Origin of the sequence: Kitasatospora sp. NPDC058190, assembly GCF_042883685.1 — a bacterium.
Lineage (GTDB): Bacteria > Actinomycetota > Actinomycetes > Streptomycetales > Streptomycetaceae > Kitasatospora.
In genome coordinates this window covers 1-22,687 of sequence record NZ_JBHVVI010000011.1, presented here as the reverse complement: position 1 = coordinate 22,687, position 22,687 = coordinate 1, and the positions used below count along the sequence as shown (strand labels likewise).

Below are 22,687 nucleotides of genomic sequence, written 5' to 3'. Positions count from 1 at the left end.
CAGACCTTCGCCACGCGGTTCAGAGCTTCTCGACGGGCGCGTAGCGCAGCAGCAACTGCTTGCGCCCCTCGGTGCCGAAGTCGACCGTGGCCTGCGCCCGGTCGCCGACGCCGGTGACGCCCACCACGGTGCCCAGCCCGAAGGTGTCGTGGGTGACCCGGTCGCCGACCGCGAGCGAGACGGCCTCGCGCTCCACCACCCTTCCGGCGCGCCGCGCCGACTGGCCCCAGCCCGCCTTGGGCGGGGCGGCCGCCGACGAGGAGCGCGAACTCCCGCCCCCGGACGAGGACTTGCCCCAGGACGAGCCCGAGGAGAAGCCGCGCTGGACCGGCGCCTGCGCCGCCCCCGTCCGCTTCCACTCGACCAGCGTCTCCGGGATCTCCTCCAGGAACCGCGAGGCCGGGTTGTAGGCCGGCTGCCCCCAGGCGCTGCGCAGCACCGAGCGGGTCAGGTAGAGCCGCTCCCGGGCGCGGGTGAGCCCCACGTACGCGAGCCGGCGCTCCTCCTCCAGCTCCTTGACCTGGTTGAGCGCCCGCATGTGCGGGAAGATCCCGTCCTCCATGCCGGTCAGGAAGACCACCGGGAACTCCAGGCCCTTGGCGGTGTGCAGGGTCATCATCGTGATGACGCCCTGCCCCTCCTCGTCCTCGTCCGGGATCTGGTCGGAGTCGGCGACCAGCGCGACCCGCTCCAGGAAGTCGGCCAGCGAGCCGACCGGCGGCGTGCCCTCCTCCCCGGCGTCCGGCCGCTCGCCCGGGTCCTGCTCGTACTCCAGGGCGACGGAGGCGAGCTCCTGCAGGTTCTCCACCCGGGTCTCGTCCTGCGGATCGGTGGAGGCCTGGAGCTCGGCCAGGTAGCCGGTCTCCTCCAGGACGGCCTCCAGCACCGCCGCCGGGCCCGCGCCCGACTCGACGACCTGGCGCAGCCCGGCCATCAGGGTGTTGAACTTCTTGACCGCGTTGGCCGAGCGCGCGGCCATCCCGTACGCCTCGTCCACCCGCAGCAGCGCCTGGGCGAAGGAGATCCGCTCCCGCGCGGCCAGCGCGTCGACCATCGCCTCGGCCCGCTCGCCGATGCCGCGCTTGGGCACGTTGAGGATCCGGCGCAGCGGCACGGTGTCCTCCGGGTTGGAGAGCACCCGCAGGTACGCCAGGACGTCCCGGACCTCCTTGCGCTCGTAGAAGCGCACCCCGCCGACCACCTTGTACGGCAGGCCGACCCGGATGAACACCTCCTCGAACACGCGGGACTGGGCGTTGGTGCGGTAGAAGATCGCGACGTCGCCGGGCCTGGCCTCGCCCTTGTCGGTGAGCCGGTCGATCTCGTCGGCGATGAACTGGGCCTCTCCGTGCTCGTCGTCCGCGACGTAGCCGACCACCTTCTCGCCGTGGTCGCCGGCCGTCCAGAGCTTCTTCTCGCGGCGGTTGGCGTTGCGCTCGATGACGGCGTTGGCGGCGCTGAGGATGGTCTGGGTGGAGCGGTAGTTCTGCTCCAGCAGGATCGTGGTCGCGTTCGGGTAGTCCTCCTCGAACTGGAGGATGTTGCGGATGGTCGCGCCGCGGAAGGCGTAGATCGACTGGTCCGCGTCACCGACCACGCACAGCTCGGCCGGCGGAACCTCGGCGAGGTGGGCGGCGGCCGGGTTCACGAAGTCGCCGTCCGCGGTGCGCTTCGGCGCGGCCGCGACGGACCCGCCGCTCAGCTCGCGCACCAGCATGTACTGGGCGTGGTTGGTGTCCTGGTACTCGTCGACCAGGATGTGCCGGAACCGGCGGCGGTAGTGCTCGGCGACGTCGGGGAAGGCCTGCAGCAGGTTCACCGTCGTCATGATGATGTCGTCGAAGTCCAGCGCGTTGGCCTCGCGCAGCCGCCGCTGGTACAGCGCGTACGCCTCGGCGAGCTTCTTCTCCATCGGGTTGGCGGCCTGGTCGGCGAAGGTCTCCTCGTCGATCAGCTCGTTCTTGAGGTTGCTGATCTTCGCGGTGAAGGACTTCGGCGGGAACTGCTTCGGGTCCAGGTCGAGGTCGCGGCAGACCAGCGACATCAGCCGCTGCGAGTCGGCCGAGTCGTAGATCGAGAAGCTGGAGGTGAAGCCCAGCACCTTGGACTCGCGGCGCAGGATCCGCACGCAGGCGCTGTGGAAGGTGGACACCCACATCGCCCGGGCGCGCGGGCCGACCAGCGCCTCGACGCGCTCGCGCATCTCGCCGGCGGCCTTGTTGGTGAAGGTGATCGCCAGGATCTCGCCCGGCTGCACCCCGCGGGCGCCCAGCAGGTGCGCGATCCGGTGGGTCAGCACCCGGGTCTTGCCGGAGCCGGCGCCGGCCACGATCAGCAGCGGCGAGCCCGCGTGCAGCACCGCCTCGCGCTGGGGGTCGTTCATCCCCTCCAGCAGCTGCGCCGGGTCCACCACCGTCCGGGCGGCGCCGTTGCGGTACCAGGCGTCCCGCTCGGCCTGGGCAGCGTGGTCGGTCTGGAACAGCCCCTCCGGGATGGCCTCCTCGTAGGCGTCGTACGGGACGTCGTCCTCGTACGGCGGGGGCTCCTCGTCGACGGCGTCGATGGGTGCTGCGGGCTGCTTCGACCCGGCGGCGGGTGCCTCGAAACCGGGGAGCGGGAGGTCGTCAAAGAGGCTACTCATGGCACATCGAGTCTATGGCCACCCACCGACAAGCCCGTCCGGTCCGAGGAATCGGACCGGACGGGCTTGCCCCGGGGGCCGAGGACGCCCGGCGCCGCGGCTCAGACCAGACGGCGGGCGGTGGCCCAGCGGGTGAGCTCGTGGCGGTTGCTGAGCTGGAGCTTGCGCAGGACGGCGGAGACGTGGCTCTCGACGGTCTTCACCGAGATGAAGAGCTGCTTGGCGATCTCCTTGTAGGCGTAGCCGCGGGCGATCAGCCGCAGCACCTCGCGCTCGCGCTGGGTGAGGCGGTCGAGGTCCTCGTCCACCGGCGGGGTGTCGGTGGCGGCGAAGGCGTCCAGGACGAAGCCGGCCAGCCGGGGCGAGAAGACCGCGTCGCCGTCGGCGATCCGGAAGATCGCGTCGACCAGGTCGGTGCCGGTGATGGTCTTGGTGACGTAGCCGCGCGCGCCGCCGCGGATGACGCCGATGACGTCCTCGGCGGCGTCCGAGACGGACAGCGCCAGGAACTTCACCCCGCCCTGCTCGCCCATCACGCCGACCGAGCGGCGCAGCACCTCGACGCCGCCGCCGCCGGGCAGGTGGACGTCCAGCAGCACCACGTCCGGCCTGGTCTCGGCGACCACGCGGACCGCCGAGTCCACGTCGTCGGCCTCGCCGACCACGTCGATGCCGGTCACCTCGGTACGGCCGATCTCGGCCCTGACCCCCGTCCGGAACATCCGGTGGTCGTCCACCAGGACGACCCTGGCCGTGCGCTCCGGCGCTGCCTCAGTCATTCGTTCTCTCCATCTCCAGCTCGACCTCGGTGCCGCCGCCCGCCGCCGGCCGCACCCGAGCGGTGCCGCCGTGGCGCTTCATCCGGCCGATGATCGACTCCCGTACGCCCATCCGGTCCTCGGGCACCGTGTCGGGGTCGAAGCCGGGGCCGTGGTCGCGGATGAACACCGACACCGTCCTCCCCTCCACCTCGGCGTAGACCTGGACCGGTCCCCCGCCACCGTACTTGGCCGCGTTGACGGTCGCCTCCCTCGCGGCCTGCATCTGTGCCGAGATCTTCTCGTCCATCGGGCAGTCGCCGACGATCACCAGCTCGACCGGGACGCCGTGCCGGTCCTCGACCTCGGCGACGGCGGCGCGCAGGGTCTCCGCCATGGTGTCCGGCGCGGCCTCGGCGGCGGCCTCCGGGCGGTACAGCCACAGCCGCAGCTCGCGCTCCTGGGAGCGGGCCAGCCGGAGCACCTCCTTGGGGTCCTCGGCCCGACGCTGGATCAGGGTCAGGGTGTGCAGCACCGAGTCGTGGATGTGCGCGGCGATCTCGGCGCGCTCCTGGGCGCGGATGCGGGCGGTGCGCTCGGCGCCGAGGTCCTGCCACATCCGCAGGCCGTACGGGCCGAGCAGCACCAGCACGCCGGCCAGCACCGCGAGCGAGGCCTCGATCACCGAGCCGAGCGGGGAGCCGCTGCCCTGCATGGCGAGCAGCGCGATGGTGCCGGCCACCGCGAGCAGCACGCCGGCGCCGACCCGGGTGTAGGCGCCGCGCCGCTTCTCGCCCTCCTCGATGCCGAACCAGCGCTGCCAGCGCGAGTCGTCGGCCTGCCGCCACACCAGCGCGACGCCGACGCCGATCGCCAGCAGCGGCCAGGTGTACGGCTTGGCGGTCTGCCAGCCGAGCACGTTCAGCAGGGCGATCAGGCCGATCACGAGCATGACCAGGGCGGCGAGCTGGCCGATGCCGCCCTGCCCGTTCTTGCCGACGGGCCGGGCGGCGGCCTCGGCGGCCCCCGCGGCCTCGCCCTCGACGGCGGGCGGGGTGACCGGCTCGCCCTGGAGGGCGTGCTGGAGCAGTTCGCGCAGCCGGCCGACCCAGCCGCCGCCGGACTTGGTCAGCGGGGTGCCCGGCCGCAGCCAGGGCGAGGTCGGGATGTAGACGCCGTTGACGTTCACCCAGTACGTGCCGCCGCGCTGCGCGGGCTCGCCGATGCCGATCGGCACCACGAACCAGAACGCGGCGTACAGCAGCGCGCCGATCCCCTGCGCGAAGAACAGCAGGACGAAGGCGAGCCGCACCCAGCGGACCGGCAGCCCGAGGTGCACCGCCAGACCGTGCGCGACGCCGCCCAGCATCCGCCCCTGCGGGCTGCGGTAGAGCCGGCGGTACGGCGGCCGCCCGCCGTCGGGCGCGTTCGGGTCACCGCCGGCCGACGACGTGGTGTCGGGGGCGAGGGGTCGGGGATCGGTACCGGGTGCTGCCACGGCACCGATGGTTCCACGCGGGGGCCCGCGGGCGCATCAGGGTGTGTCCCCCACGCTTATCAGGGACAAGTCAGGGTACGGGCAGGGCCGCACCCGGTTGGGCCGGACCACCGCCTGCGGGAAGGATGGTGCCCATGACCGAGGACCACCGCATCCAGGAGGCCGGGCCCGCCGCCCCGCCGGAACCGGACCGCCCGCCGCTGACCCGGGCCGAGCACCACCGCGTGGTGGCCGGCGTCTGCGGCGGTCTCGGGCGTCATCTGGACATCGACCCGGTGGTCTTCCGGGTGGTCACCGTGGTGCTCTGCCTCTCCGGCGGCCTCGGACTGTTCCTGTACGGCCTGGCCTGGCTGATCGTCCCGACCGAGGGCGCCGCCGACGGTACGGGCCGGGGCGCGCGCACCGAGCTCCAGCGGGTGCTCACCGGCCGGGTCGACGGCCAGTCGGTCGGCGCGGTGCTGCTGACCGTGATCGGCACCGGGGTGTTCTTCTCCTCGATGGGCGACGGCGACCAGCTGTTCCCGCTGCTGCTGCTCGGCGGCCTGGTCTTCCTGGCGGTGCGCTACGACCCGGACCGCCGCCGCGGCCGGATCCGCGGCCGCCGCGGCGGCCCGTACGACCGCCACTTCCCCGAGGGCGAGGGCCACGGCTGGCCGCGCCCGCCGCAGGACGAGGCGGCCCGCGCCCAGCACGCCGCCGACCAGGCCGCCGGGAGGGTCCCCGCCGACTCCCCCGCCCCCGGCCCGAGCGGTTACCTGTGGGACCCGCGCCACCCCGAGCGCAACCCGTACGGCGAGGCCGCCCCCACCTCCTCGGCCACGACTCCCCCATGGGGGTCCCCCCGGCCGGAGGCTGGGGGAGGCACGAAGGTGCCGCCGCCCGGCAGCCCGGCCCAGCCCTGGTGGCAGCGCGCCGACCTGCCGGAGGGCGACCCGCTGCGCAAGGAGCGCCCGGAGCGCCGCCGCGATCCGGCCGTGGTCCGGCACCCCAAGGAGCGCTCGGCGCTCGGCTTCTTCGGCTTCCTGCTGGCGATCGGCGCGGCCACCGCGGTCTGGTCCGCCTCGGTCGGCCACACCGACGTCACCAGGCTGAGCACGGTCGTGCTGGCCACCGGTCTGCTGGTGATCGGCCTGACCCTGCTGCTGGCCGCGAAGTTCGGCAAGGCCCGCAAGCTCGCGGTGCTGGGCCTGCTGGCCACCCTGGCTCTGGCCTTCGTCGGCCACGCGCCGCACACCGTGCAGGACGCCATCGGCGACCGCTCGTGGACGGTCACCTCGGCCGCCGACCTGAAGGACCGCTACAACCTCGGCGCCGGCGACATCCGGCTGGACCTGGCCGGGCTCGACCCCGCCGGGAGCACCCTCACCACCAAGGTCGACCTCGGCGCCGGTCAGCTGACCGTCACCCTGCCGCCGGACGTCACGGTGAACCTGGTGGCCCGGGTCGGCCTCGGCAGCATCAACGTCCCCGGCGACCGCAACGACAGCACCGGGCGGCACACCTACGTGCTCGACCCGCCGGCCGGTCATCGGTCCAAGGGCACGCTCGACCTCGAACTCGGCATCGGCATCGGCGACATCAAGGTGGTCCAGCAGTGAGGAAGCACCGGCTCGACCTGTTCTCGCTGATCGCGGGCGCACTGTTCACGGTGATCGCCGTGGTCTACCTGGTGGCGGCGCTCGACGACCGGTCGGTGAACGGACGGATCGTCGTCCCGGTCACCTTCATCGTGCTGGGCGTGGGCGGCCTGGCCGGCGCGGTGGTGGCGGTGGCCCGGCGCAACCGGCCCGACCGCGAGGACTGAGGCGCGGAGGACCGAGGCCTGTCCGACGCCCGGCTCCGGGGCCCGGCCCTCAGCTCTGCAGCGGGCCCAGGGTCAGCTTGTCCCCGTCCTTGCTGACGGTGTACCTGGGCAGCGGCTTGACCGCCGGCCCGTTGACCACCGCGCCGGTCGCGGCGTCGAACCGGGAACCGTGACACGGGCAGTACAGCTGGCCGTTCTTCGGCGCGTCCACCGCGCAGCCGGAGTGGGTGCACACCGAGGAGAGGGCGCAGTACTGGCCCGCCTTGGGCTGCACGATGTAGACGGCGTCCCCGGTGGCCGGGTCCTTGACCTGCGCCGAGCCGCCGACCGGCACCTTCGCCGCGGGCACCGAGGGGCCCTGCGCCGAGGGGCCCTGCGCCGAGGGGGCGGGCGCCGTCACGGCGGAGGCGGGGGCCGCGGACTGCTTGGGGGCGGCCTGCTTCCTCCGGCCGAGGGTCCGGGTCAGCGAGCCGGTCAGCAGCCCGGCGCCGCCGATCGCGACAGCCGCGATCCCGCCGTCCACCAGCGCCCGGCGCTTGACGTGGCCCTCGGCCAGCCCGCGCTCCCGGTCCCGCCCGGCCCGGCGGGCCAGGTAGCCGTCCACCGACAGGTACGGCGTGCCGGCCAGCAGCAGCGGGGTCCAGGCCATCAGGTAGCCGAGGTCGTTGCCGAGGTAGTAGGGCGAGACGCTCCAGCTGACGGTGAGCCAGAGGCTCAGGTTGATCAGCGCGCCGCCGAGCGCCGCGACCCGGCCCCAGAGGCCGAGCAGGGTGCCGAGGCCGACGGCCAGCTCACCGAAGGCGACCGCGAGGGCGAACAGGGTGGGCGAATCGAGGGCCGGGCCGAGAAGGAAGGAGATCGGGCTGCCGCCGGCCTTGGCCGCCTGGGTCTGCGAGACGAAGGAGGCCGGATCGCCCGTGCCGGCCAGGAAGTGGGAGTCGGAGAGCTTGTCCAGGGCGGCGTAGACGAAGGTGACGCCGAGGAACAGCCGCAAGGGCAGCAACGCGTACGTGGATGCGACCGCCCGCAGCTGGGCCGCCCGGTCGGCCTGGCCGGGCGCGTCACCGTCGACCGCCACGGAGTCACTGGCCTCCGACATCCCTCACACCTTCCTTCGCGGCCTGCCACTCCCTGACAGGTCCGGTCCGCATTCTGCCCGCTCCTGCACGCTTTCGGTGGGACGTCCCACCCGGGCAGGGCAAGAGGTCCCACCCGGAGGAGCGAACGGCCGCGCCGCCGCTCCCCCATACGGGAACGACGGCGCGGCCGTTCAGCACCGGCTCAGCGGCGCGGGAGTGCTACTCCCACTCGATGGTGCCCGGCGGCTTGCTGGTGACGTCGACGACGACGCGGTTCACGTCACGGACCTCGTTGGTGATCCGGGTGGAGATCCGGGCCAGCACGTCGTACGGCAGGCGCGACCAGTCGGCGGTCATGGCGTCCTCGGAGGAGACCGGGCGCAGCACGATCGGGTGACCGTAGGTGCGGCCGTCGCCCTGGACGCCCACGCTTCGGACGTCGGCGAGCAGCACGACCGGGCACTGCCAGATCTCGCGGTCCAGACCGGCCGCGGTCAGCTCCTCGCGGGCGATCGCGTCGGCGTCACGGAGCAGGTCCAGCCGCTCCTTGGTGACCTCGCCGACGATCCGGATGCCCAGACCCGGGCCCGGGAACGGCTGGCGCTGGACGATCTCCTCCGGCAGGCCGAGCTCCTGGCCGACCATCCGGACCTCGTCCTTGAACAGCTTGCGCAGCGGCTCGACCAGCTGGAACTGCAGGTCCTCGGGCAGGCCGCCGACGTTGTGGTGGGACTTGATGTTGGCGGTGCCGGTGCCGCCGCCGGACTCCACCACGTCCGGGTACAGGGTGCCCTGGACCAGGAAGTCGACCGACTCGCCGTGCGCGCCGGCCTCGGCGACGATCTCGGCCTGGGCCTGCTCGAAGACCCGGATGAACTCGCGGCCGATGATCTTGCGCTTCTCCTCGGGGTCGGTGACCCCCTTCAGCGCGTTCAGGAAGCGCTCGGAGGCGTCGACGACCTTCAGCTGGACGCCGGTGGCGGCCACGAAGTCCTTCTCGACCTGCTCGGTCTCGCCCTTGCGCATCAGGCCGTGGTCGACGTAGACGCAGGTCAGCCGGTCGCCGATGGCCTTGTTGACCAGGGCGGCGGCGACCGCGGAGTCGACCCCGCCGGACAGACCGCAGATCGCGCGCTTGTTGCCGACCTGCTCGCGGATCAGGGCGATCTGCTCCTCGACCACGCTGCCGGTGGTCCAGGTCGGCGCGATGCCGGCGCCGCGGTAGAGGAAGTGCTCCAGGATCTGCTGGCCGTGGTCGGAGTGCAGCACCTCGGGGTGGTACTGGACGCCGTACAGGCGGGCCTCGTCGTTCTCGAAGGCCGCGACCGGGACCAGGTCGGTGGAGGCGGTGACGGTGAAGCCCTCCGGGGCGGCGGAGCAGGCGTCGCCGTGCGACATCCACACCGAGTGCTGCGCCGGGACGCCCTCGAACAGGGTGGAGCCGGTGCGGGAGACGACCAGCGGGGTGCGGCCGTACTCGCGGGCGCCGTTGTTGTCGACGGTGCCGCCCAGCGTCTTGGCCATCAGCTGGAAGCCGTAGCACATGCCGAAGACCGGGACACCGGCCTCGAAGATCGCGCGGTCGAGCTGCGGCGCGCCCTCTTCGTAGACCGACGACGGGCCACCGGAGAGGATGATCGCCTTGGGGTTCTTGGCGAGCATCTCGGCGACCGGCATGCTGCTCGGCACGATCTCGCTGTAGACCCGCGCCTCACGCACCCGACGGGCGATGAGCTGGGCGTACTGGGCACCGAAGTCGACCACCAGGACGGTGTCGTTGTCCGGTGCGGACTGGACGGGAATTGCAGAGGACACAGACGGCCTTCCGGCAGCGGTATCGAGGTGTCGCGCTGAACCGCCTCCCCGGCGGGGGCGGCGGCGGCGGACGGGTGTGGGGTGTCTGGACTCCGATTCTACCGGGCTGTCCGGTTTCACTCGTCTGCCCGTCCAAAGAACCGTGACCGGGCGGGCCCGCGCTTCGTTGCTTCTGACGACCGCACGGCCACGCCGCGTCCGCCAGACGCGCCGCCAGCGCCCCCGACCGGGGGCACGCCGTACGGGCTGCAGGACCACGCGTGGAGCTTCACCCCAGTCCACCGGCGCACGTGGCGCCGCCGCCCCGGCCCGCCGGGGAGCGCGGCTCCGTGGGACCGTGCGCGGGTGCCGCGGCCGGCCAGCAGGGGACAGCGACCCCGGCCGCGACTGGGCCCAGAGGTGGGGCGGTCGGCCCCGGGGACGCCCGGGACCGGCCGTCGCACCGAAGGTTCACCCCGGGGCACGCCCCGGGCGCACACCCCTCACCGTCCCGCACTGCTACGCGCGTCCCCGTGCGCCGCAACCACTTCGACCACTACTCACCGTGATCATTCGGCGCGGTGCCCGCCGTAAATGGACTGTGCCGAACTGCGCCGAATCGGTTGCAGAGCAAGCCCTCCGTCCAGCACGATGCTCGGTGTGAACGGTTCTCCCGGCGGCCGGCAGGCTCATCGCGGAGGTCCGGACCGATGTCTCCGCCGCCGCCGTGCCGGAAGGCGACACCGGTTTTCACTTCACGCTCCGTGAGCGGGGGCCCGGCGCAAACCTGCGCGCCGACCGCCGTCGCACAGGCGTGCGCGACCCGCTCCGCCGGCCACCCACGCCGGAGCCGCGAGGACGCGACCCGAAGCCAACCGACACGACGGCGCTCCTCCCCCGGCGCCGTCACCTCCAGCACCGGCGCAGCCCTGACGCCGAGTGCTGAACGACAAAGGGCCCCGTTCCCCCGCGGGGCCCTTTGCCCGTTCCCCGGCCGCGGCCAGGCTGTCAGGGGTCTCGCGTCAGGGGTGGTCGCGCCAGACGCCAGGGTCCACCGGCTCCTCGGGCGGCCGCGGCGGGTGGCCGGGCAGCGGTGTGCCGGCCGGGGACGGCGGCGTCTCGTGCGAGCCGATCACCTCGCTGACCCCGGCCCCGGGTGCCTCCGGCGGCGCGTCCTGCGGTGCGGGGCCCTGCGGCGGCACGCCCTGTGGCGGAACGCCGTACGCCGGACCGCCCGGGTACGGCACCTGCGGCGGCACCGCCCCGTAAGGCCCGTGCGGCGCACCGTACGGCGCGGCACCGGACGCGTACTGGACGACCCGGCCCCGGCCGCCGAGGGCGGAGAGCACCGCGGGCACCACCAGCGCTCCGACCACCGCCCAGACCGCACTGGCCACCAGCACGCTCGGGAACGCCAGGCCCACCGTGGTGTCCTGCGAGGTGGTGCGGCTGCCGGACCCGCCCCAGCTCCCGACCGACGGCATCACGTACGACATCGAGGTGGTCATCAGCCCGCCGGACGCCGCCGAGAGCAGGGTGAGCAGCCCGGCGTACACGGCTGCCAGCCGCAACCGGTCGGCGGCGTCCAGCTGCCGCCGGTACGCCGTCCAGCCGAGGAAGCCCGCCGCGGCGAGCGCCAGCAGCCCCGTCCAGCGCCAGTCGGCGGTCTGGTCGTGCAGGTCGAAGAAGGAGAACTCCGCACCGTCGCCGCCCTGTCCGCGCCAGTCCGGCACGTCCCCGCCCAGGTCGCTGTGGCCCCGGAAGGTGGCGCCCGAGCCGATGCCCAGCAGCACCAGGCCGAGGTTCGGCAGGAAGGCCAGCGAGCTCGCCGTCAGCCGACCGTTGTCGTTGTTGACCGCGACCAGCACGAAGGCCGTCACCGAGGCCAGGCCCAGGGTCAGCGTCAGCGCCCGGCCCGCGGTCAGCGCGGCCACCGCCCAGCCGCGCACCGCCCGGCTGCGCCAGGCGGCCCAGCGCAGCGCGTCGGTGCCGTACACGGCGAAGGTCAGCAGCCCGCCCAGCACCACGGCCCAGCCGACGGCCCACAGCCAGGTGGAGTCGGCGGTGAAGCTCGCCTTCGCGAGGTCGGCGGTGCTGGAGCCGTAGTAGTCGGGGTCGAGTTCACGGCGGTCCGGGTGCCAGGTGGTGCTCCCGACCGCCCCGAGCAGCAGGGTCACCAGGCCGAGGACCAGGGCGGTGCGCAGCGCCTCGCCGGCCGCCTGCGCCCTCGTCAGCTGGGAGCCGTCGGCCTTGCGCCGGCGCAGCCCGGCCCGCAGACCGAGCCAGAGCGCCAGGCACCACAGGACGGTGACGGTCATCGGCACCACCCAGAAGGTGATGTCCATGCGCCCCGCGCTGCCCCGGGACAGCGGGCTCTGGTAGCCGAGCCGGAACGGCGCGCCGAGCGCGTTCAACGCCATCGACAGCATCGCGCCGAAGCGGTGGCCGAAGTCGGGCGCGGGGAAGGCGCCGTCGTAGGTGTAGTCGCCGGGGATGGCCACGGCCAGCGCCACCAGCAGCAGGACCAGCGTCGGGCCGATGGCCGCCAGGAAGGCGGGGCGCCAGTCCAGCCCGGTGAGCGGGCGCCGCGGCTTCTCGTACGGAACGCCGGCGCCCCAACTGCCCGTCCCGGGCGGGCCGCCGACCGGCGGGTACCCGGCACCCGGGCCGGGCGGCGGGTAGGAGCCGGGCGGCGCGGCGGGCGGCTGCGGCCCGTACCCGGGAGCGGGCGGCGCGGCGGGCGGGGCGGCGGTCGGGGGGGCGGTCGGGGGCGGGGGTGCCGGCGGCCGGCCGCACGACCCGCAGGCGGGCGCTCCCTCCACCGACGTCGCGCCGCACGATGCGCAGTTGGCCATGGACCGCATTCCCCCCGCTCGACGAGTTCCTGGTCCCCCAGGGAGCCCGTTTATCCCATCGGATCCGAACGGCTGTCAACCGCGAAAGACACCAAGGGGTTTGGCCCCGACCGGGCGGGTCCGGGGTCGGTCCACGGGCCCTAGTCGCGCTTCCTCGGGACCTCCGGGACGGGCAGCAGCGGCAGCCGCAGCGCACCGAACGCACCCTCCGGCACGGCCGGTCGGACCGGCGCGACGGCGGCGACCGGGCGGTAGGCCTCGCCCGGGGCCGGGCGCGGGTCCTCCTCGCCCTTGTTGGGCCACATCGACAGGGCGCGCTCGGCCTGGGCGGTGATGGTGAGCGAGGGGTTCACGCCGAGGTTGGCGGAGACGGCCGCGCCGTCCACCACGCTGATCCCGGGGTGCCCGTACAGCCGGTGGTACGGGTCGACCACGCCGGTCTCGGGGGCGTCGCCGATCGGGCAGCCGCCGAGGAAGTGCGCGGTCATCGGAATGTCGAAGATCTCGCCGACGGTGCTGCCCGCGAAGCCGTTGATCTCCTCGGCCAGCGCCTGGGCGCCCTGCTCGGCGGCCGGGATCCAGGTCGGGTTGGGGGTGCCGTGGCCCTGGCTGGAGGTGAGCCGGGGCTTGCCGAGCGGGCCCTTCTTGAGCGAGACGGTGATCGAGTTGTCCAGCGACTGCATCACCAGACCGATGATCGTCTTCTCGGACCAGCCGCGCTGGTCCATCGAGCGGGCGAAGGTCACCGGGTGGAGCGCCGAGTTGCCCAGGTAGCGCAGCCAGCGCGGGACCCTCCCGCCGCCCTTGACCTGGGCGATGGACAGCGCGCCCATCGCGTTGGAGCCCTTGCCGTAGCGGACCGGCTCGATGTGGGTGTTGGCGTCCGGGTGGATCGAGGAGGTGATCGCGACACCCTTGGTGAAGTCCGCCTTGCGGCCGTAGCGCCGGTCGGTGGTCTGCGCGCCGACCAGCGCCTCGGAGTTGGTGCGGGTCAGCTCGCCGAGCCGGGCGGAGATCCGGGGCAGGTGGCCGGCGTCGCGCATCCGGTGCAGCAGCGACTGGGTGCCGTAGGTGCCGGCCGCGACGACCACCCGGGCGGCGGTGATGGTCCGCGCGCCCGCCTTCACCCGGTCGGTCCTGGAGCGGGAGTCGGTGCGGCGCACGTCCACCGCATAGCCACGATTCCCGTTGGCTTCGCCGCACTCCCGGATCCGGGCCACCGTGGTCAGCGGGAGGATCTCGGCGCCGCCCCGCTCCGCCAGGTACAGGTAGTTCTCGGTGAGCATGTTCTTGGCGCCGTGCCGGCAGCCGGTCATGCACTCGCCGCACTCCACGCAGGCCTTGCGGGCCGGGCCGGCCCCGCCGAAGTACGGGTCGGCGACCTCGTCCCCGGGCGCCGCCTTGGTGGTGCCGTCGGTGTCCTTGCCGTCGCCGAAGAAGACCCCGACCGGCGCCATGTGGAAGGTGTCGCCGACGCCCATCCGCTCGGCGGCCGCCTTGAGGTGGACGTCCGAGGGGGTGACGGTCGGGTTGAGCCGGACCCCGAGCATCCGCTGCGCCTGGTCGTAGAACGGCGCCAACTCCTGCTGCCAGTCCGTGATGTGGCGCCACTGACGGTCTTCGAAGAAGGCCTTCGGCGGCACGTACAGGGTGTTGGCGTAGTTCAGCGAACCGCCGCCGACCCCGGCGCCCGCCAGGATCAGCACATTGGCCAGCAGATGGATCCGCTGGATGCCGTACAGCCCGAGCTGCGGCGCCCACAGGTAGTTCGGCAGGTCCCAGGAGTTCCGGGGCAGTTCGTCCCGCTCGAAGCGCCGACCGGCCTCCAGGACGGCGACCCGGTAGCCCTTCTCGGTCAGCCGCAGCGCCGCGACCGAACCGCCGAAGCCGGAACCGACCACGACCACGTCGTAGTCGAACTCCGCCGCACCGCCGGACTCCACCATCTGCCACTGCTCCTTCGAGGGTTGAACCTGCCTGTGGGAAAGCCGGTCGGACGCTACGCGGCCCCGGGAGCCGGCTGGGCCCCGAAGTCACCTGAGTCCGGGAGCCGCGCGCGCCCGGACGCCCCCGGCCCGGGGGTCACTTGAACCGCAGCGCCTTGAGCACCCGCAGCCCGCCGGTCATCACGGCCGCGAACTGCTTGTCGTCCAGGCCGAACGACGGCGCCAGCGGCATCACCCGCTGGGTCGCGATGGTCTGCGCCTCGGTGAAGCGCAGGATGCCCTCGGCGCCGTGACGCCGGCCGAGCCCGGAGTCGCCCATGCCGCCCATCGGCGAGGCGACCGAGCCGTACGCGGCCGCGTACGCCTCGTTGACGTTGACCGTCCCGGTGCGCAGCCGGGCCGCGACCGCCCGGCCGCGCCGCAGGTCCCTGGTCCAGACGCTGGAGTTCAGGCCGTACGGCGTGGAGTTGGCGGCCGCGACCGCCTCCTCCTCGGTGTCGAAGCGGTAGACCGCGACGACCGGACCGAAGGTCTCCTCGCCGCAGACCGACATCTCCGGGGTCACCCCGTCGAGGACGGTCGGCTCGTAGAAGTACGGGCCGAGGTCCGGCCGGGCCCGCCCGCCGGCCAGCACGGTGGCGCCCGCCTTGACCGCCTCCTCCACGTGCCGGGCAGTGGTGTCCAGCTGGCGCACGGAGACCAGCGAGCCCATGTCGGCGCCGTACGCGAGGCCGCCGCCCAGGCGCAGCGCCCGGGTGCGGGCGACGAAGCGCTCCAGGAACTCGTCGGCCACCGAGCGGTGCACCAGCAGCCGCTCGATCGAGATGCACAGCTGCCCGGCCGAGGAGAAGCAGGCCCGGACGGCGCCCGCGGCGGCCGCGTCGAGGTCGGCGTCGGAGAGCACCAGCATGGCGTTCTTGCCGCCGAGTTCGAGCGAGGCGCCGACCAGCCGGGCGGCGGCGCGCTGGGCGACCTCGCGGCCGGTGCGGGTCGAGCCGGTGAAGGAGACGTAGTCGGCGTGCTCCACCACGGCGGGTCCGATCACCGGGCCGTCGCCGATCACCACCTGCCACAGGTCGGCCGGCAGCCCGGCCTCGATCAGCAGCTCGCGGGCCCACAGCCCGGTCAGCGCGGTCTGGGTGTCGGGCTTGTTGACCACCGCGTTGCCGGCCGCGAAGGCGGGCAGCAGGTCGCCGATGCACAGCTCCAGCGGGTAGTTCCACGGCGAGATGTGGCCGACCACGCCCTTGGGGCGGCGGGCCTCGACGGTGTGGGTGAGCACCGGCAGCGCCCCGCCGCGACGGCGGTCCCGGAGGTAGCCCTGCGCGCCGCGCCCGTAGTGCCGGGCGGCCATGGCGACGGCGAGCACCTCCTCGAAGGCGTGCAGCCGGGCCTTGCCGGTCTCGGCCTGGATCAGGTCCAGCACCTCGTCCTGCCGCTTGAGCAGCAGGTCGTGGAAGCGCAGCAGGACGGCGGCGCGGCGGCGCACCGGCAGCGCGGCCCAGGCGGACTGGGCGCGGCGGGCCAGCTGGAAGGCGACCTCGACGTCGGCCGGGGTGGACCGCGGCAGGCCGGCCAGCCGCTCGCCGGTCAGCGGGGCGACGGTCTCCACCACACTGGGCTCACCGGTCGCGGTGACCCCGGCGGCCAGCCGGGCCACCAGGGACGGCGGGACGGCGGCCGCGACGGTCCGGCCGCCCCCGGGAGCTGCCGGGTTGCCGCTCGCGGGACCGGCGCCGGGGTGTTCGGTGGCCGCTGCATCTGCTGTGAGGTCCGACATACGGCGCAGCCTAGGCCTTCGGGGGCCGGTTCGGTACCCGCCGGTAACAAGAATCTGCCGCAGTCGGGCGAAAGCGGGGCGCTCCGCCCGTCGACGCCGCCCCTCAGCGCGTGGGGGTGAAGGCGTTGAGCACCGTGGTGAAGCGCTGCAAGGCCTCGTTCCAGTCGTTGCCCTTGTCCGGGCTGGACGAGTAGATCGCGTAGGCGGTGCCGTCGTCGTCGATGAACTCGGTCTCGATCGCGCGCCGGCGGCCGCCCTCCTTGGCCGCGTAGCTGAACTCCCAGACCGCCGCCTCGTGGCCGTTCACGGCGGAGCTCGCCATCCGGTGCTGCTTGTAGTCCTTCTGCGCCTTGGAGACGCTGGCCTCCATCTGCTTCATGTGGTCCAGCGGCTTGATCGACTGGCCGACGGTGACCGCGAACTGCAGGTAGTGCACCTTGCCGTCCGGGCTGTAGAAGATCTGGGTGTTGTCCGTCCCGGTGATCCGCTGCCAGGTCGGGCCGGCGGTCGGCAGCAGGAAGCGGAAGCCGGCCGGATCGTCGACCCAGTGGTAGCCGTTGGGCGCGGACGTCTCGGGGCCGGCGCTGCCGCTCGGCTCCGGCTCGGTGGTCTCGGCCGGGCCGGTCGGGGCGGGGTCGCTGCCCGGGCTGCCGACCACGTGCCGGGTGGCGAGGAAGGTCGCCCCGGCCGCCAGCACCCCGACGGCCACCGCGATGGCGACCAGCTTCAGTCGGCTGCGGCGCTTGGCCGGTCCGCGCGCAGGCGCGACGGTGTGCGCGACCGGCGCGCTGACGGCGGTGTGCGCCTGCGGCGCGATGGGCGCGCCCCCGGCGGTGTCCTCGGCGACGGCCGGGACGGCGGACGAACCGACGGAGGTGGCGGCCGTCCCGGCGCCGGCCGGACGCGGCTCGGTGGGCTCCTCCGAGCCCTCCTGCGGCGGCGTCGCGGTCCCCTCCGGCGCCTCGCTGCGGTCCACCACCGGCACCGACTGGGTCGGCGTGCGGACGGACGCGACGGACTTCAGGCCGATGGTGTGCCCGGCCTGCACCTCGGCCAGCATCCGGGCCGCCTCGTCCGCGCTCGGCCGGTCGGCCGGGTCCTTGGCCATCAGCGCGGCCAGCACCGGCCCCAGCGGCCCGGCCCGGCGCGACTCCGGCAGCGGCTCGTCGACCACCGCGGCCAGCGTGGTGATCGGCGAGTCCCGGCGGAACGGCGACTGCCCCTCGACCGCCGCGTACAGCGTGGCCCCCAGGCCCCACAGGTCGGAGGCCGGACCGGGCCGCTCGCCCTGGGCGCGCTCGGGCGCCAGGTAGTCCGGCGAGCCGACCAGGTCACCCGGCCGGGTCAGCTCGGTCGAACCCTCGTAGGTCGCGATGCCGAAGTCCAGCAGCACCACCCGCCCGGTGCCGCGCTCCAACAGGACGTTGGCCGGCTTGACGTCCCGGTGCAGCACGCCGAGCTGGTGGCCGCGGTGCAGCGCGGCCAGCACCTGGCTGCCGACCTCGGCGGCCGCGCGCGGCTGGAGGGTGCCGTCCTGGCTGATCACGTCGGCCAGCGAGCGGCCGTCGACCAGCTCCATCACGATCCAGGGCCGACCGTCCTGCTCCAGCACGTCGTGCACGGTGATCACACCGGGGTGCTTGATCCGGGCGGCCGCGCTGGCCTCGCGCTTCATCCGCGCGTGCAGGATCTGCAGGTCCTCCTCGGGGAGGTGGTTGACGGTCAGCTCCTTGACCGCGACCTCGCGGTCCAGCATCCGGTCCCAGGCCCGCCAGACCGTGCCCATCCCGCCCCGGCCGAGCCGCTCACCGAGCTCGTACCGCCCGGCCAACAACCGCTCCGCCTCGGCCGCCTCCGGCCGGTCCTGCACGCCCATCGGCGACCGCTCCCCCTCTCGGGTTTCCACCTACCGTCACCTCGGCGGATCGCCTGGTACGGACCGCTGTTCGAACTGATCCCACGCACACATTAGGCGCACCCCGCCCACCCCGGTAATCACGCCCGCCCACCGGACCGGGGCCCCGGTGCGCACCCGGGCCGTCAGCCTGCGAACAGCACCACGGCGACCATTCCCAGCACCAGCAGCAGGAACACGCCCCCGACCAGCAGCGGCCCCAATAGGGAGGGGGGTATCCGGGGGGCTCTGCCGCCGCCCGCACCCGCCTCGTCGAATTCCTCCCCGTTGAATTCCGCACCGACCTCCGGCCGGCCGCCCCCGCCCCGCCGCCGCGGCCGCTGCCGCACCAGCGGCGCGTCCGGCTTCAGCTCCACCGCCCGCGCCGCCCGCTCCCCGTCGGCCGGCTCCGGCGCGCCCACCAGCAGCGCGGCCAGCTCCCGCCGCGCCTCCTCCGCGGTCGGCCGCAGGGTCGGATCCGGCTGCAGCAGCCGCTCGGCCAGCGGCGCCAGCGGCCCGCAGACCACCGAGGGCTCGCGCCGCCCGTCCCGGACCGCCGTCACCAGCTCCGCCACACCGCCCTCCGGGTACGGCGCACGGCCGGTGAGCATCCGTTGCATCAGCACCCCGAGCGCCCAGCAGTCACCCGCCGGACCGCCGTCCAGCGGCCAGCGCTCAGCCACCGAGCCGACCAGGGTGGCCCGCACCTCGTAACGGCGGCGGCCCCCCGGCCCGCCGAGGTCCTCGGCCAGCGCCTCCTGCGCCACCCCGGAGAGCAGCCCGCCGAGCATCGCCGCACCGTCCTCGCAGACCAGCACCGAATCGGCGGTCAGATTGCCGTGGGCGAGCCCGGCCTCGTGCAGCGCCCGCAGCGCTCCGGCCAGGTCCGCCGTCAACTCGGCCGCCCGGTACGGCGGCACCGGCCCGCCGGCGAGCAGCTCGGCCAGCGTCTGCCCGGCCGGCCGCTCCTCCACCGTCCACAGCAGCTCGCCCTCGACGAAGGCCCCGACCCCGCGCAGCAGCCGCGGGTGCCAGGACGGCGCGGCCGAGCCGACCGCCGCCACCCGCCGCACCAGCCGCTCCCCGTGCGCGGGGTTCGGCTCGTCCGGGTCCTGACCTGCGGTCAGCAGCGCGGGCAGCTCCACGGCGCGCAGCAGCACCGCATCGCCGCTCCCCTCGTCCACCGCGAAGGCGCGCAGCAGTTCCGGACGGTCCGTCAGCCGGTACCGCCCCGCCAGCAACTGCCCAGGGCCGCCTCGCATGCCAGTTCCTCTCGCTCACCGAGCAGCCTACTGAGCGGCTCCTTCACGCTCGATCCCATGGACCGGACCGATCTGATCGACACCGCCTTCGAGGTGGCGGGCGACACCAGCCAAGCCAACCAGGTCGAGGCCGTCCGCACGGTCCGAGCCGCCGTCATCGACGGCGAGAAGCCGGTCGCCCCGACCGCCGGGCGCCACCGCATGCCCTTCCTGAAGGACGGAAAGCCGCCGGTCCCGGTTCCGCTCACGGCCGTCACCGACGCCGTCGTGACCCTCACCGAGCTCGACGGCGACGCGCTGACGGCCGTGGCGCTGACCGGCTCGCACCGCTTCGAGGACACGGTCAGGGCCGACGTCCTCGCCGAGCAGCGCCTGCCCGGCCGAACCCGCCCGAGGACGGGGCCTACGGCGCCGGCTGGAAGCTGTTGAACACCACGTCCCGGACCGGTGCCTGCGCGGCCCACTTGTCGTCCGGGACGATCCAGTAGATCGAGTACCCGTACTTGGCCGGAGTGCCGGTCACGAAGCCGCGGTTGAGCGAGTGCGTCTTGGGCGTGCCGTTGGTCCACTCCCAGTCCGCCGCGTTGGTCCACTGCCGGTAGTTGATCGCCGACAGGTTCAGCCGCTGGTAGTTGCTCACCTGCGCGCGCAGGTCGGGCTCGGCGTCCTGCCAGTCGGCGACGGCGCTCGCGTGCGGCGAGGTGCTCCACTCGATGCGCAGCTGGCTGCCGTCCGCGTTCTTGAAGATCCGCCGGTTGGGGTCCGACCCGGCCGGCTGCAGCCCGTCCGGCAGGAAGACCGAGAAGCCGCTCGGGTCCTTGTACTCGTGGTACCCGGCCGGCGCCGCCCCGCCCGGCGCGGGCTGGGTCGGCGTCGGGGTCGGGGTCGGGGTGGGCGTGGCCGCCGGGGTCGGGGCCGGAGTACCGGCGGCCGGCGGCGGCGCGGCGGCCGAGGAGGCGGCCGTGGTGGCCGGCTCGGCGGGCGTCCCGGGGGGCGCGGGCTCGCCGGACGGAACCGCCGGAGCCTGGCTCGGCACGGCCTCGGAGGTCGCCGCCGCCGGCGAGGTGGCGCCCGCGCTGTGGGTGCTCGCGCCCTTCGAACCGCTGTCCCCGCCGCCCACGGCCTGGACCACCGCGACCACCCCGGCGATCAGCACCAGCACGACCACCACGGTCGCGATGGCCAGCCGACGCCGGCCCGTGCGCGGGTTCGCCCCGGCCGCCTGGGTCGCGCCCCTGGTCCACTCGCTGGTCACCGGCCGGATCGGCTCACCGTCCGGAGCGGGCTCCGGCACGCCGGCGGCGGCGGCCTTTCCGGCGGGCTCCGCCGACGGCTCCTCGTCCCGGGCCCGGCTGCCCACCCGGACCGTCCCCAGCAGCCCGCCCACGGTCCGCTTGGGGGCGGGCTCGGCGGCCGGCTCCTCCGCCGGCTTCTCCGCCTGCTCCTCGGCCGACTTCCCGGCCTTCCCGGCCGGCTTCTCGACCGGCATCGCGTGCTCGGTGGTCGACTCGGCCTTCACGGTCGCCTCGGCGACCACCCGCTTGAGCATCGACCGGGTCTGCGAGGCGTCCAGGCGCTTGGCCGGGTCCTTCTCCAGCAGTCCCTCGATCACCGGCAGCAGCGGCCCGGCGTTCGCCGGCGGGGTCAGCTCCTCGGTCATCACCGCGGTCAGGGTGGCCAGCGCCGAACCCCGGTCGTACGGCGGCCGCCCCTCGACCATCGCGTACAGCGTCCCACCCAGCGACCACAGGTCGGCCGGCGGCCCGGGCTTCTGCCCGCGCGCCCGCTCCGGGGATATGTACGAGGGCGCGCCGACCAGCATGCCGGTGGAGGTGACCGAGGCGTCGCCCTCCACACTGGCGATGCCGAAGTCGGTGAGCACGACCCGGCCGTCCTCGCCGATCAGCACGTTGGACGGCTTGACGTCCCGGTGCAGGATGCCCAGCGCGTGCGCCGCGCTCAGCACGCCCAGCACGTCCAGCGCGATCTCCGCCGCCCGGGCGGGCGACAGCGGCCCGTCCTCCCGGACCACGTCGGCCAGCGAGCGGGACTCGACCAGCTCCATGACGATCCACGGCCGGTCGTCCTCGTCGACCACGTCGAAGACGGTCACCGCCGAGTTGTGCCGGATCCGCGCGGTCGCCTTCGCCTCGCGCAGCGTCCGGACGATCAGCCGGTGCTTCTCCTCCTCCTCGACGCTGGCGTTCATCCGCAGTTCCTTGACCGCGACGGTCCGGCCCAGCATCTCGTCCTCGGCGCGCCAGACAGTGCCCATGCCACCGCGCCCGAGCACGCCGTTCAGCCGGTAGCGGCCGGCCAGGAGGCGGCCGGTGGAACCCTGCGCCTGGGTCATTCGGAACGTTCCCCCATGTGCTGCCGGCGGTCGTGGTGACGGCGCGTCGGCCCGGCCCCAGGCCCAACGCCCAAGCCTCCATCATCCCCTGTCCCCGGGGGCCACGACCACCCACCCCCCGTCCCAAGCCGGGACGAACAGGAACGGGTGCGGCGCTCCGTGCCCGATCTGTGATCGAAAACTCGCCAAGATCTGTCCGAAGCGCTGCTACCGTTCGGCAGCTCATCGTCTTTCCGGGGGGAACTCGACGCCCATGACCGCACCCGCACCGGGCGCTGACGGCCCATCGCCCCGGCCGCACACCGCCCAGCACTACTCGGTCGCACCCACCCTCGACACCCCCGACGGGTACGTCGCCCCCGGCATGCCCGGCGTCCCGGTCACCGGCTACGACCCCCTCACCCCCGCCGCCCACCGAAGGGCCCCACGCCGCCGCACGGCCCTCGCCCTCACCCTCGCCCTGCTCGCCACCCTGCTCGGCGGCCTGGCCTACGGCTGTGCCCCGCTGCGGGCCGCCGACAGCCTCGGCTGGCTGGCCATCGCCCAGGCCGGCCTGGTCGCGCTCCCCCTCGGCCTCCTCGGCGGCCGGAACCGGTTACTCCCACCCCTCGGCGCCCTCCTCGCGGCCGCCGCCCTGCTACTCGGCCAGCTCACCCAGCAGCTCCGCCTGGTCCACGCCACCGGCCCCGGCCCCCGCGGCCTCCTCCCCGACACCCTCACCTCCTGGCGCGGCGACCTGCGCCCCCTCGACCTCGCCTTCTACACGATCGCCCTGACCGGCGGCTTCCTCCTCACCCGCCGCACCGCCAACCGCACCTGACCCCGCACCACCCCACACCCGCACCAACCCACCCCCAGCAACCCCCCACCCACCCCGCACCTCCCTCCAGCAACCCCCCACCCACCCCGCACCTCCCTCCAGCAACCCCCCACCCCTCCCTCCCCTCTGGCGAGAGGGACGCGCTGCGGGAGGGGGCGGCGCAGGGGGTGGCCCGGAGAGGGGCGTGACGGGTGATTTTCAGA

At 74.2% G+C, this 22,687-nt stretch carries 15 protein-coding genes and 1 pseudogene; 4 read left to right on the top strand and 12 right to left on the bottom strand.

Features of this window, described 5'->3' with window-relative positions:
- Positions 1-19: 19 nt before the first annotated feature.
- The 3 genes from pcrA to ACFVWU_RS07300 all read right to left on the bottom strand — a co-directional run bounded on the left by pcrA (position 20) and on the right by ACFVWU_RS07300 (position 4,768).
- Positions 20-2,641, bottom strand: a complete 2,622-nt coding sequence (gene pcrA, locus ACFVWU_RS07310; protein WP_387616733.1) for a DNA helicase PcrA — start codon at positions 2,639-2,641, stop codon at positions 20-22.
- Between the two features lie 101 nt (positions 2,642-2,742).
- A complete protein-coding gene (locus ACFVWU_RS07305; protein WP_270146514.1) occupies positions 2,743-3,420 on the bottom strand; it encodes a response regulator transcription factor in 678 nt (225 codons plus the stop codon).
- Positions 3,413-4,768, bottom strand: coding sequence for a PspC domain-containing protein (locus ACFVWU_RS07300; RefSeq protein ID WP_387616893.1), 1,356 nt, complete (start codon positions 4,766-4,768; stop codon positions 3,413-3,415). Before ACFVWU_RS07300 ends, ACFVWU_RS07305 begins: the two co-directional genes overlap by 8 nt.
- A gap of 263 nt (positions 4,769-5,031) precedes the next feature.
- Between ACFVWU_RS07300 and ACFVWU_RS07295 the strand changes: the two genes are divergently transcribed.
- Positions 5,032-6,495 (top strand): PspC domain-containing protein, encoded by a 1,464-nt coding sequence (locus ACFVWU_RS07295; RefSeq protein ID WP_387616730.1) that lies wholly within the window; start codon positions 5,032-5,034, stop codon positions 6,493-6,495.
- Entirely contained in the window at positions 6,492-6,701 is a 210-nt protein-coding gene (locus ACFVWU_RS07290; protein ID WP_387616728.1) for a hypothetical protein, read from the top strand. Before ACFVWU_RS07295 ends, ACFVWU_RS07290 begins: the two co-directional genes overlap by 4 nt.
- A gap of 49 nt (positions 6,702-6,750) precedes the next feature.
- On the opposite strand, the gene ACFVWU_RS07285 is transcribed toward ACFVWU_RS07290, so the two are convergent.
- The 8 genes and pseudogenes from ACFVWU_RS07285 to ACFVWU_RS07250 all read right to left on the bottom strand — a co-directional run bounded on the left by ACFVWU_RS07285 (position 6,751) and on the right by ACFVWU_RS07250 (position 19,311).
- A complete protein-coding gene (locus tag ACFVWU_RS07285) occupies positions 6,751-7,035 on the bottom strand; it encodes a ubiquinol-cytochrome c reductase iron-sulfur subunit (protein WP_387616891.1) in 285 nt (94 codons plus the stop codon).
- Positions 7,036-7,272: 237 nt separating this feature from the next.
- Positions 7,273-7,800: pseudogene (locus tag ACFVWU_RS07280) on the bottom strand (DoxX family membrane protein); the annotation flags it as partial.
- Positions 7,801-7,999: 199 nt separating this feature from the next.
- Entirely contained in the window at positions 8,000-9,595 is a 1,596-nt protein-coding gene (gene guaA / locus ACFVWU_RS07275; RefSeq protein ID WP_387616726.1) for a glutamine-hydrolyzing GMP synthase, read from the bottom strand.
- A 1,001-nt stretch (positions 9,596-10,596) separates the two neighbouring features.
- Entirely contained in the window at positions 10,597-12,429 is a 1,833-nt protein-coding gene (locus tag ACFVWU_RS07270) for a hypothetical protein (protein WP_387616724.1), read from the bottom strand.
- A gap of 140 nt (positions 12,430-12,569) precedes the next feature.
- Complete coding sequence (locus tag ACFVWU_RS07265; protein ID WP_387616722.1) at positions 12,570-14,375, bottom strand: GMC oxidoreductase; 1,806 nt, start codon at positions 14,373-14,375, stop codon at positions 12,570-12,572.
- A 136-nt stretch (positions 14,376-14,511) separates the two neighbouring features.
- Positions 14,512-16,155, bottom strand: coding sequence for a succinic semialdehyde dehydrogenase (locus ACFVWU_RS07260; RefSeq protein ID WP_387616720.1), 1,644 nt, complete (start codon positions 16,153-16,155; stop codon positions 14,512-14,514).
- A gap of 103 nt (positions 16,156-16,258) precedes the next feature.
- On the bottom strand, positions 16,259-18,031 hold the full coding sequence (locus ACFVWU_RS07255) for a protein kinase (RefSeq protein ID WP_387616718.1): 1,773 nt from the start codon (positions 18,029-18,031) through the stop codon (positions 16,259-16,261).
- 164 nt (positions 18,032-18,195) lie between these two features.
- Positions 18,196-19,311, bottom strand: coding sequence for a protein kinase (locus ACFVWU_RS07250; RefSeq protein ID WP_387616716.1), 1,116 nt, complete (start codon positions 19,309-19,311; stop codon positions 18,196-18,198).
- Positions 19,312-19,368: 57 nt separating this feature from the next.
- On the opposite strand from ACFVWU_RS07250, the gene ACFVWU_RS07245 reads away from it, so the two are divergent.
- Positions 19,369-19,740 (top strand): hypothetical protein, encoded by a 372-nt coding sequence (locus tag ACFVWU_RS07245; protein ID WP_387616714.1) that lies wholly within the window; start codon positions 19,369-19,371, stop codon positions 19,738-19,740.
- Here ACFVWU_RS07245 and ACFVWU_RS07240 read toward each other — a convergent pair.
- Positions 19,715-21,664, bottom strand: a complete 1,950-nt coding sequence (locus ACFVWU_RS07240) for a serine/threonine-protein kinase (RefSeq protein ID WP_387616712.1) — start codon at positions 21,662-21,664, stop codon at positions 19,715-19,717. The two genes, ACFVWU_RS07245 and ACFVWU_RS07240, sit on opposite strands and share 26 nt — an antisense overlap.
- Before the next feature lie 253 nt (positions 21,665-21,917).
- Here ACFVWU_RS07240 and ACFVWU_RS07235 point away from each other — a divergent pair, with 253 nt between their 5' ends.
- Positions 21,918-22,484: a hypothetical protein gene (locus ACFVWU_RS07235; RefSeq protein WP_387616710.1), complete on the top strand. Its 567-nt coding sequence runs from the start codon at positions 21,918-21,920 to the stop codon at positions 22,482-22,484.
- Positions 22,485-22,687: the final 203 nt, after the last annotated feature.

Excerpts from the sequence above, each read along its gene's own strand:
- ACFVWU_RS07295 (WP_387616730.1), top strand. The coding sequence starts at position 5,032 with ATGACCGAGGACCACCGCATCCAGGAGGCCGGGCCCGCCGCCCCGCCG.
- ACFVWU_RS07270 (WP_387616724.1), bottom strand. The coding sequence starts at position 12,429 with ATGGCCAACTGCGCATCGTGCGGCGCGACGTCGGTGGAGGGAGCGCCC.
- ACFVWU_RS07265 (WP_387616722.1), bottom strand. The coding sequence starts at position 14,375 with ATGGTGGAGTCCGGCGGTGCGGCGGAGTTCGACTACGACGTGGTCGTG.
- ACFVWU_RS07255 (WP_387616718.1), bottom strand. The coding sequence starts at position 18,031 with ATGGGCGTGCAGGACCGGCCGGAGGCGGCCGAGGCGGAGCGGTTGTTG.
- ACFVWU_RS07305 (WP_270146514.1), bottom strand. The coding sequence starts at position 3,420 with ATGACTGAGGCAGCGCCGGAGCGCACGGCCAGGGTCGTCCTGGTGGAC.
- ACFVWU_RS07235 (WP_387616710.1), top strand. The coding sequence starts at position 21,918 with ATGACCGCACCCGCACCGGGCGCTGACGGCCCATCGCCCCGGCCGCAC.
- ACFVWU_RS07245 (WP_387616714.1), top strand. The coding sequence starts at position 19,369 with ATGGACCGGACCGATCTGATCGACACCGCCTTCGAGGTGGCGGGCGAC.
- ACFVWU_RS07300 (WP_387616893.1), bottom strand. The coding sequence starts at position 4,768 with ATGCTGGGCGGCGTCGCGCACGGTCTGGCGGTGCACCTCGGGCTGCCG.
- pcrA (WP_387616733.1), bottom strand. The coding sequence starts at position 2,641 with ATGAGTAGCCTCTTTGACGACCTCCCGCTCCCCGGTTTCGAGGCACCC.
- ACFVWU_RS07260 (WP_387616720.1), bottom strand. The coding sequence starts at position 16,155 with ATGTCGGACCTCACAGCAGATGCAGCGGCCACCGAACACCCCGGCGCC.
- ACFVWU_RS07240 (WP_387616712.1), bottom strand. The coding sequence starts at position 21,664 with ATGACCCAGGCGCAGGGTTCCACCGGCCGCCTCCTGGCCGGCCGCTAC.
- ACFVWU_RS07250 (WP_387616716.1), bottom strand. The coding sequence starts at position 19,311 with ATGCGAGGCGGCCCTGGGCAGTTGCTGGCGGGGCGGTACCGGCTGACG.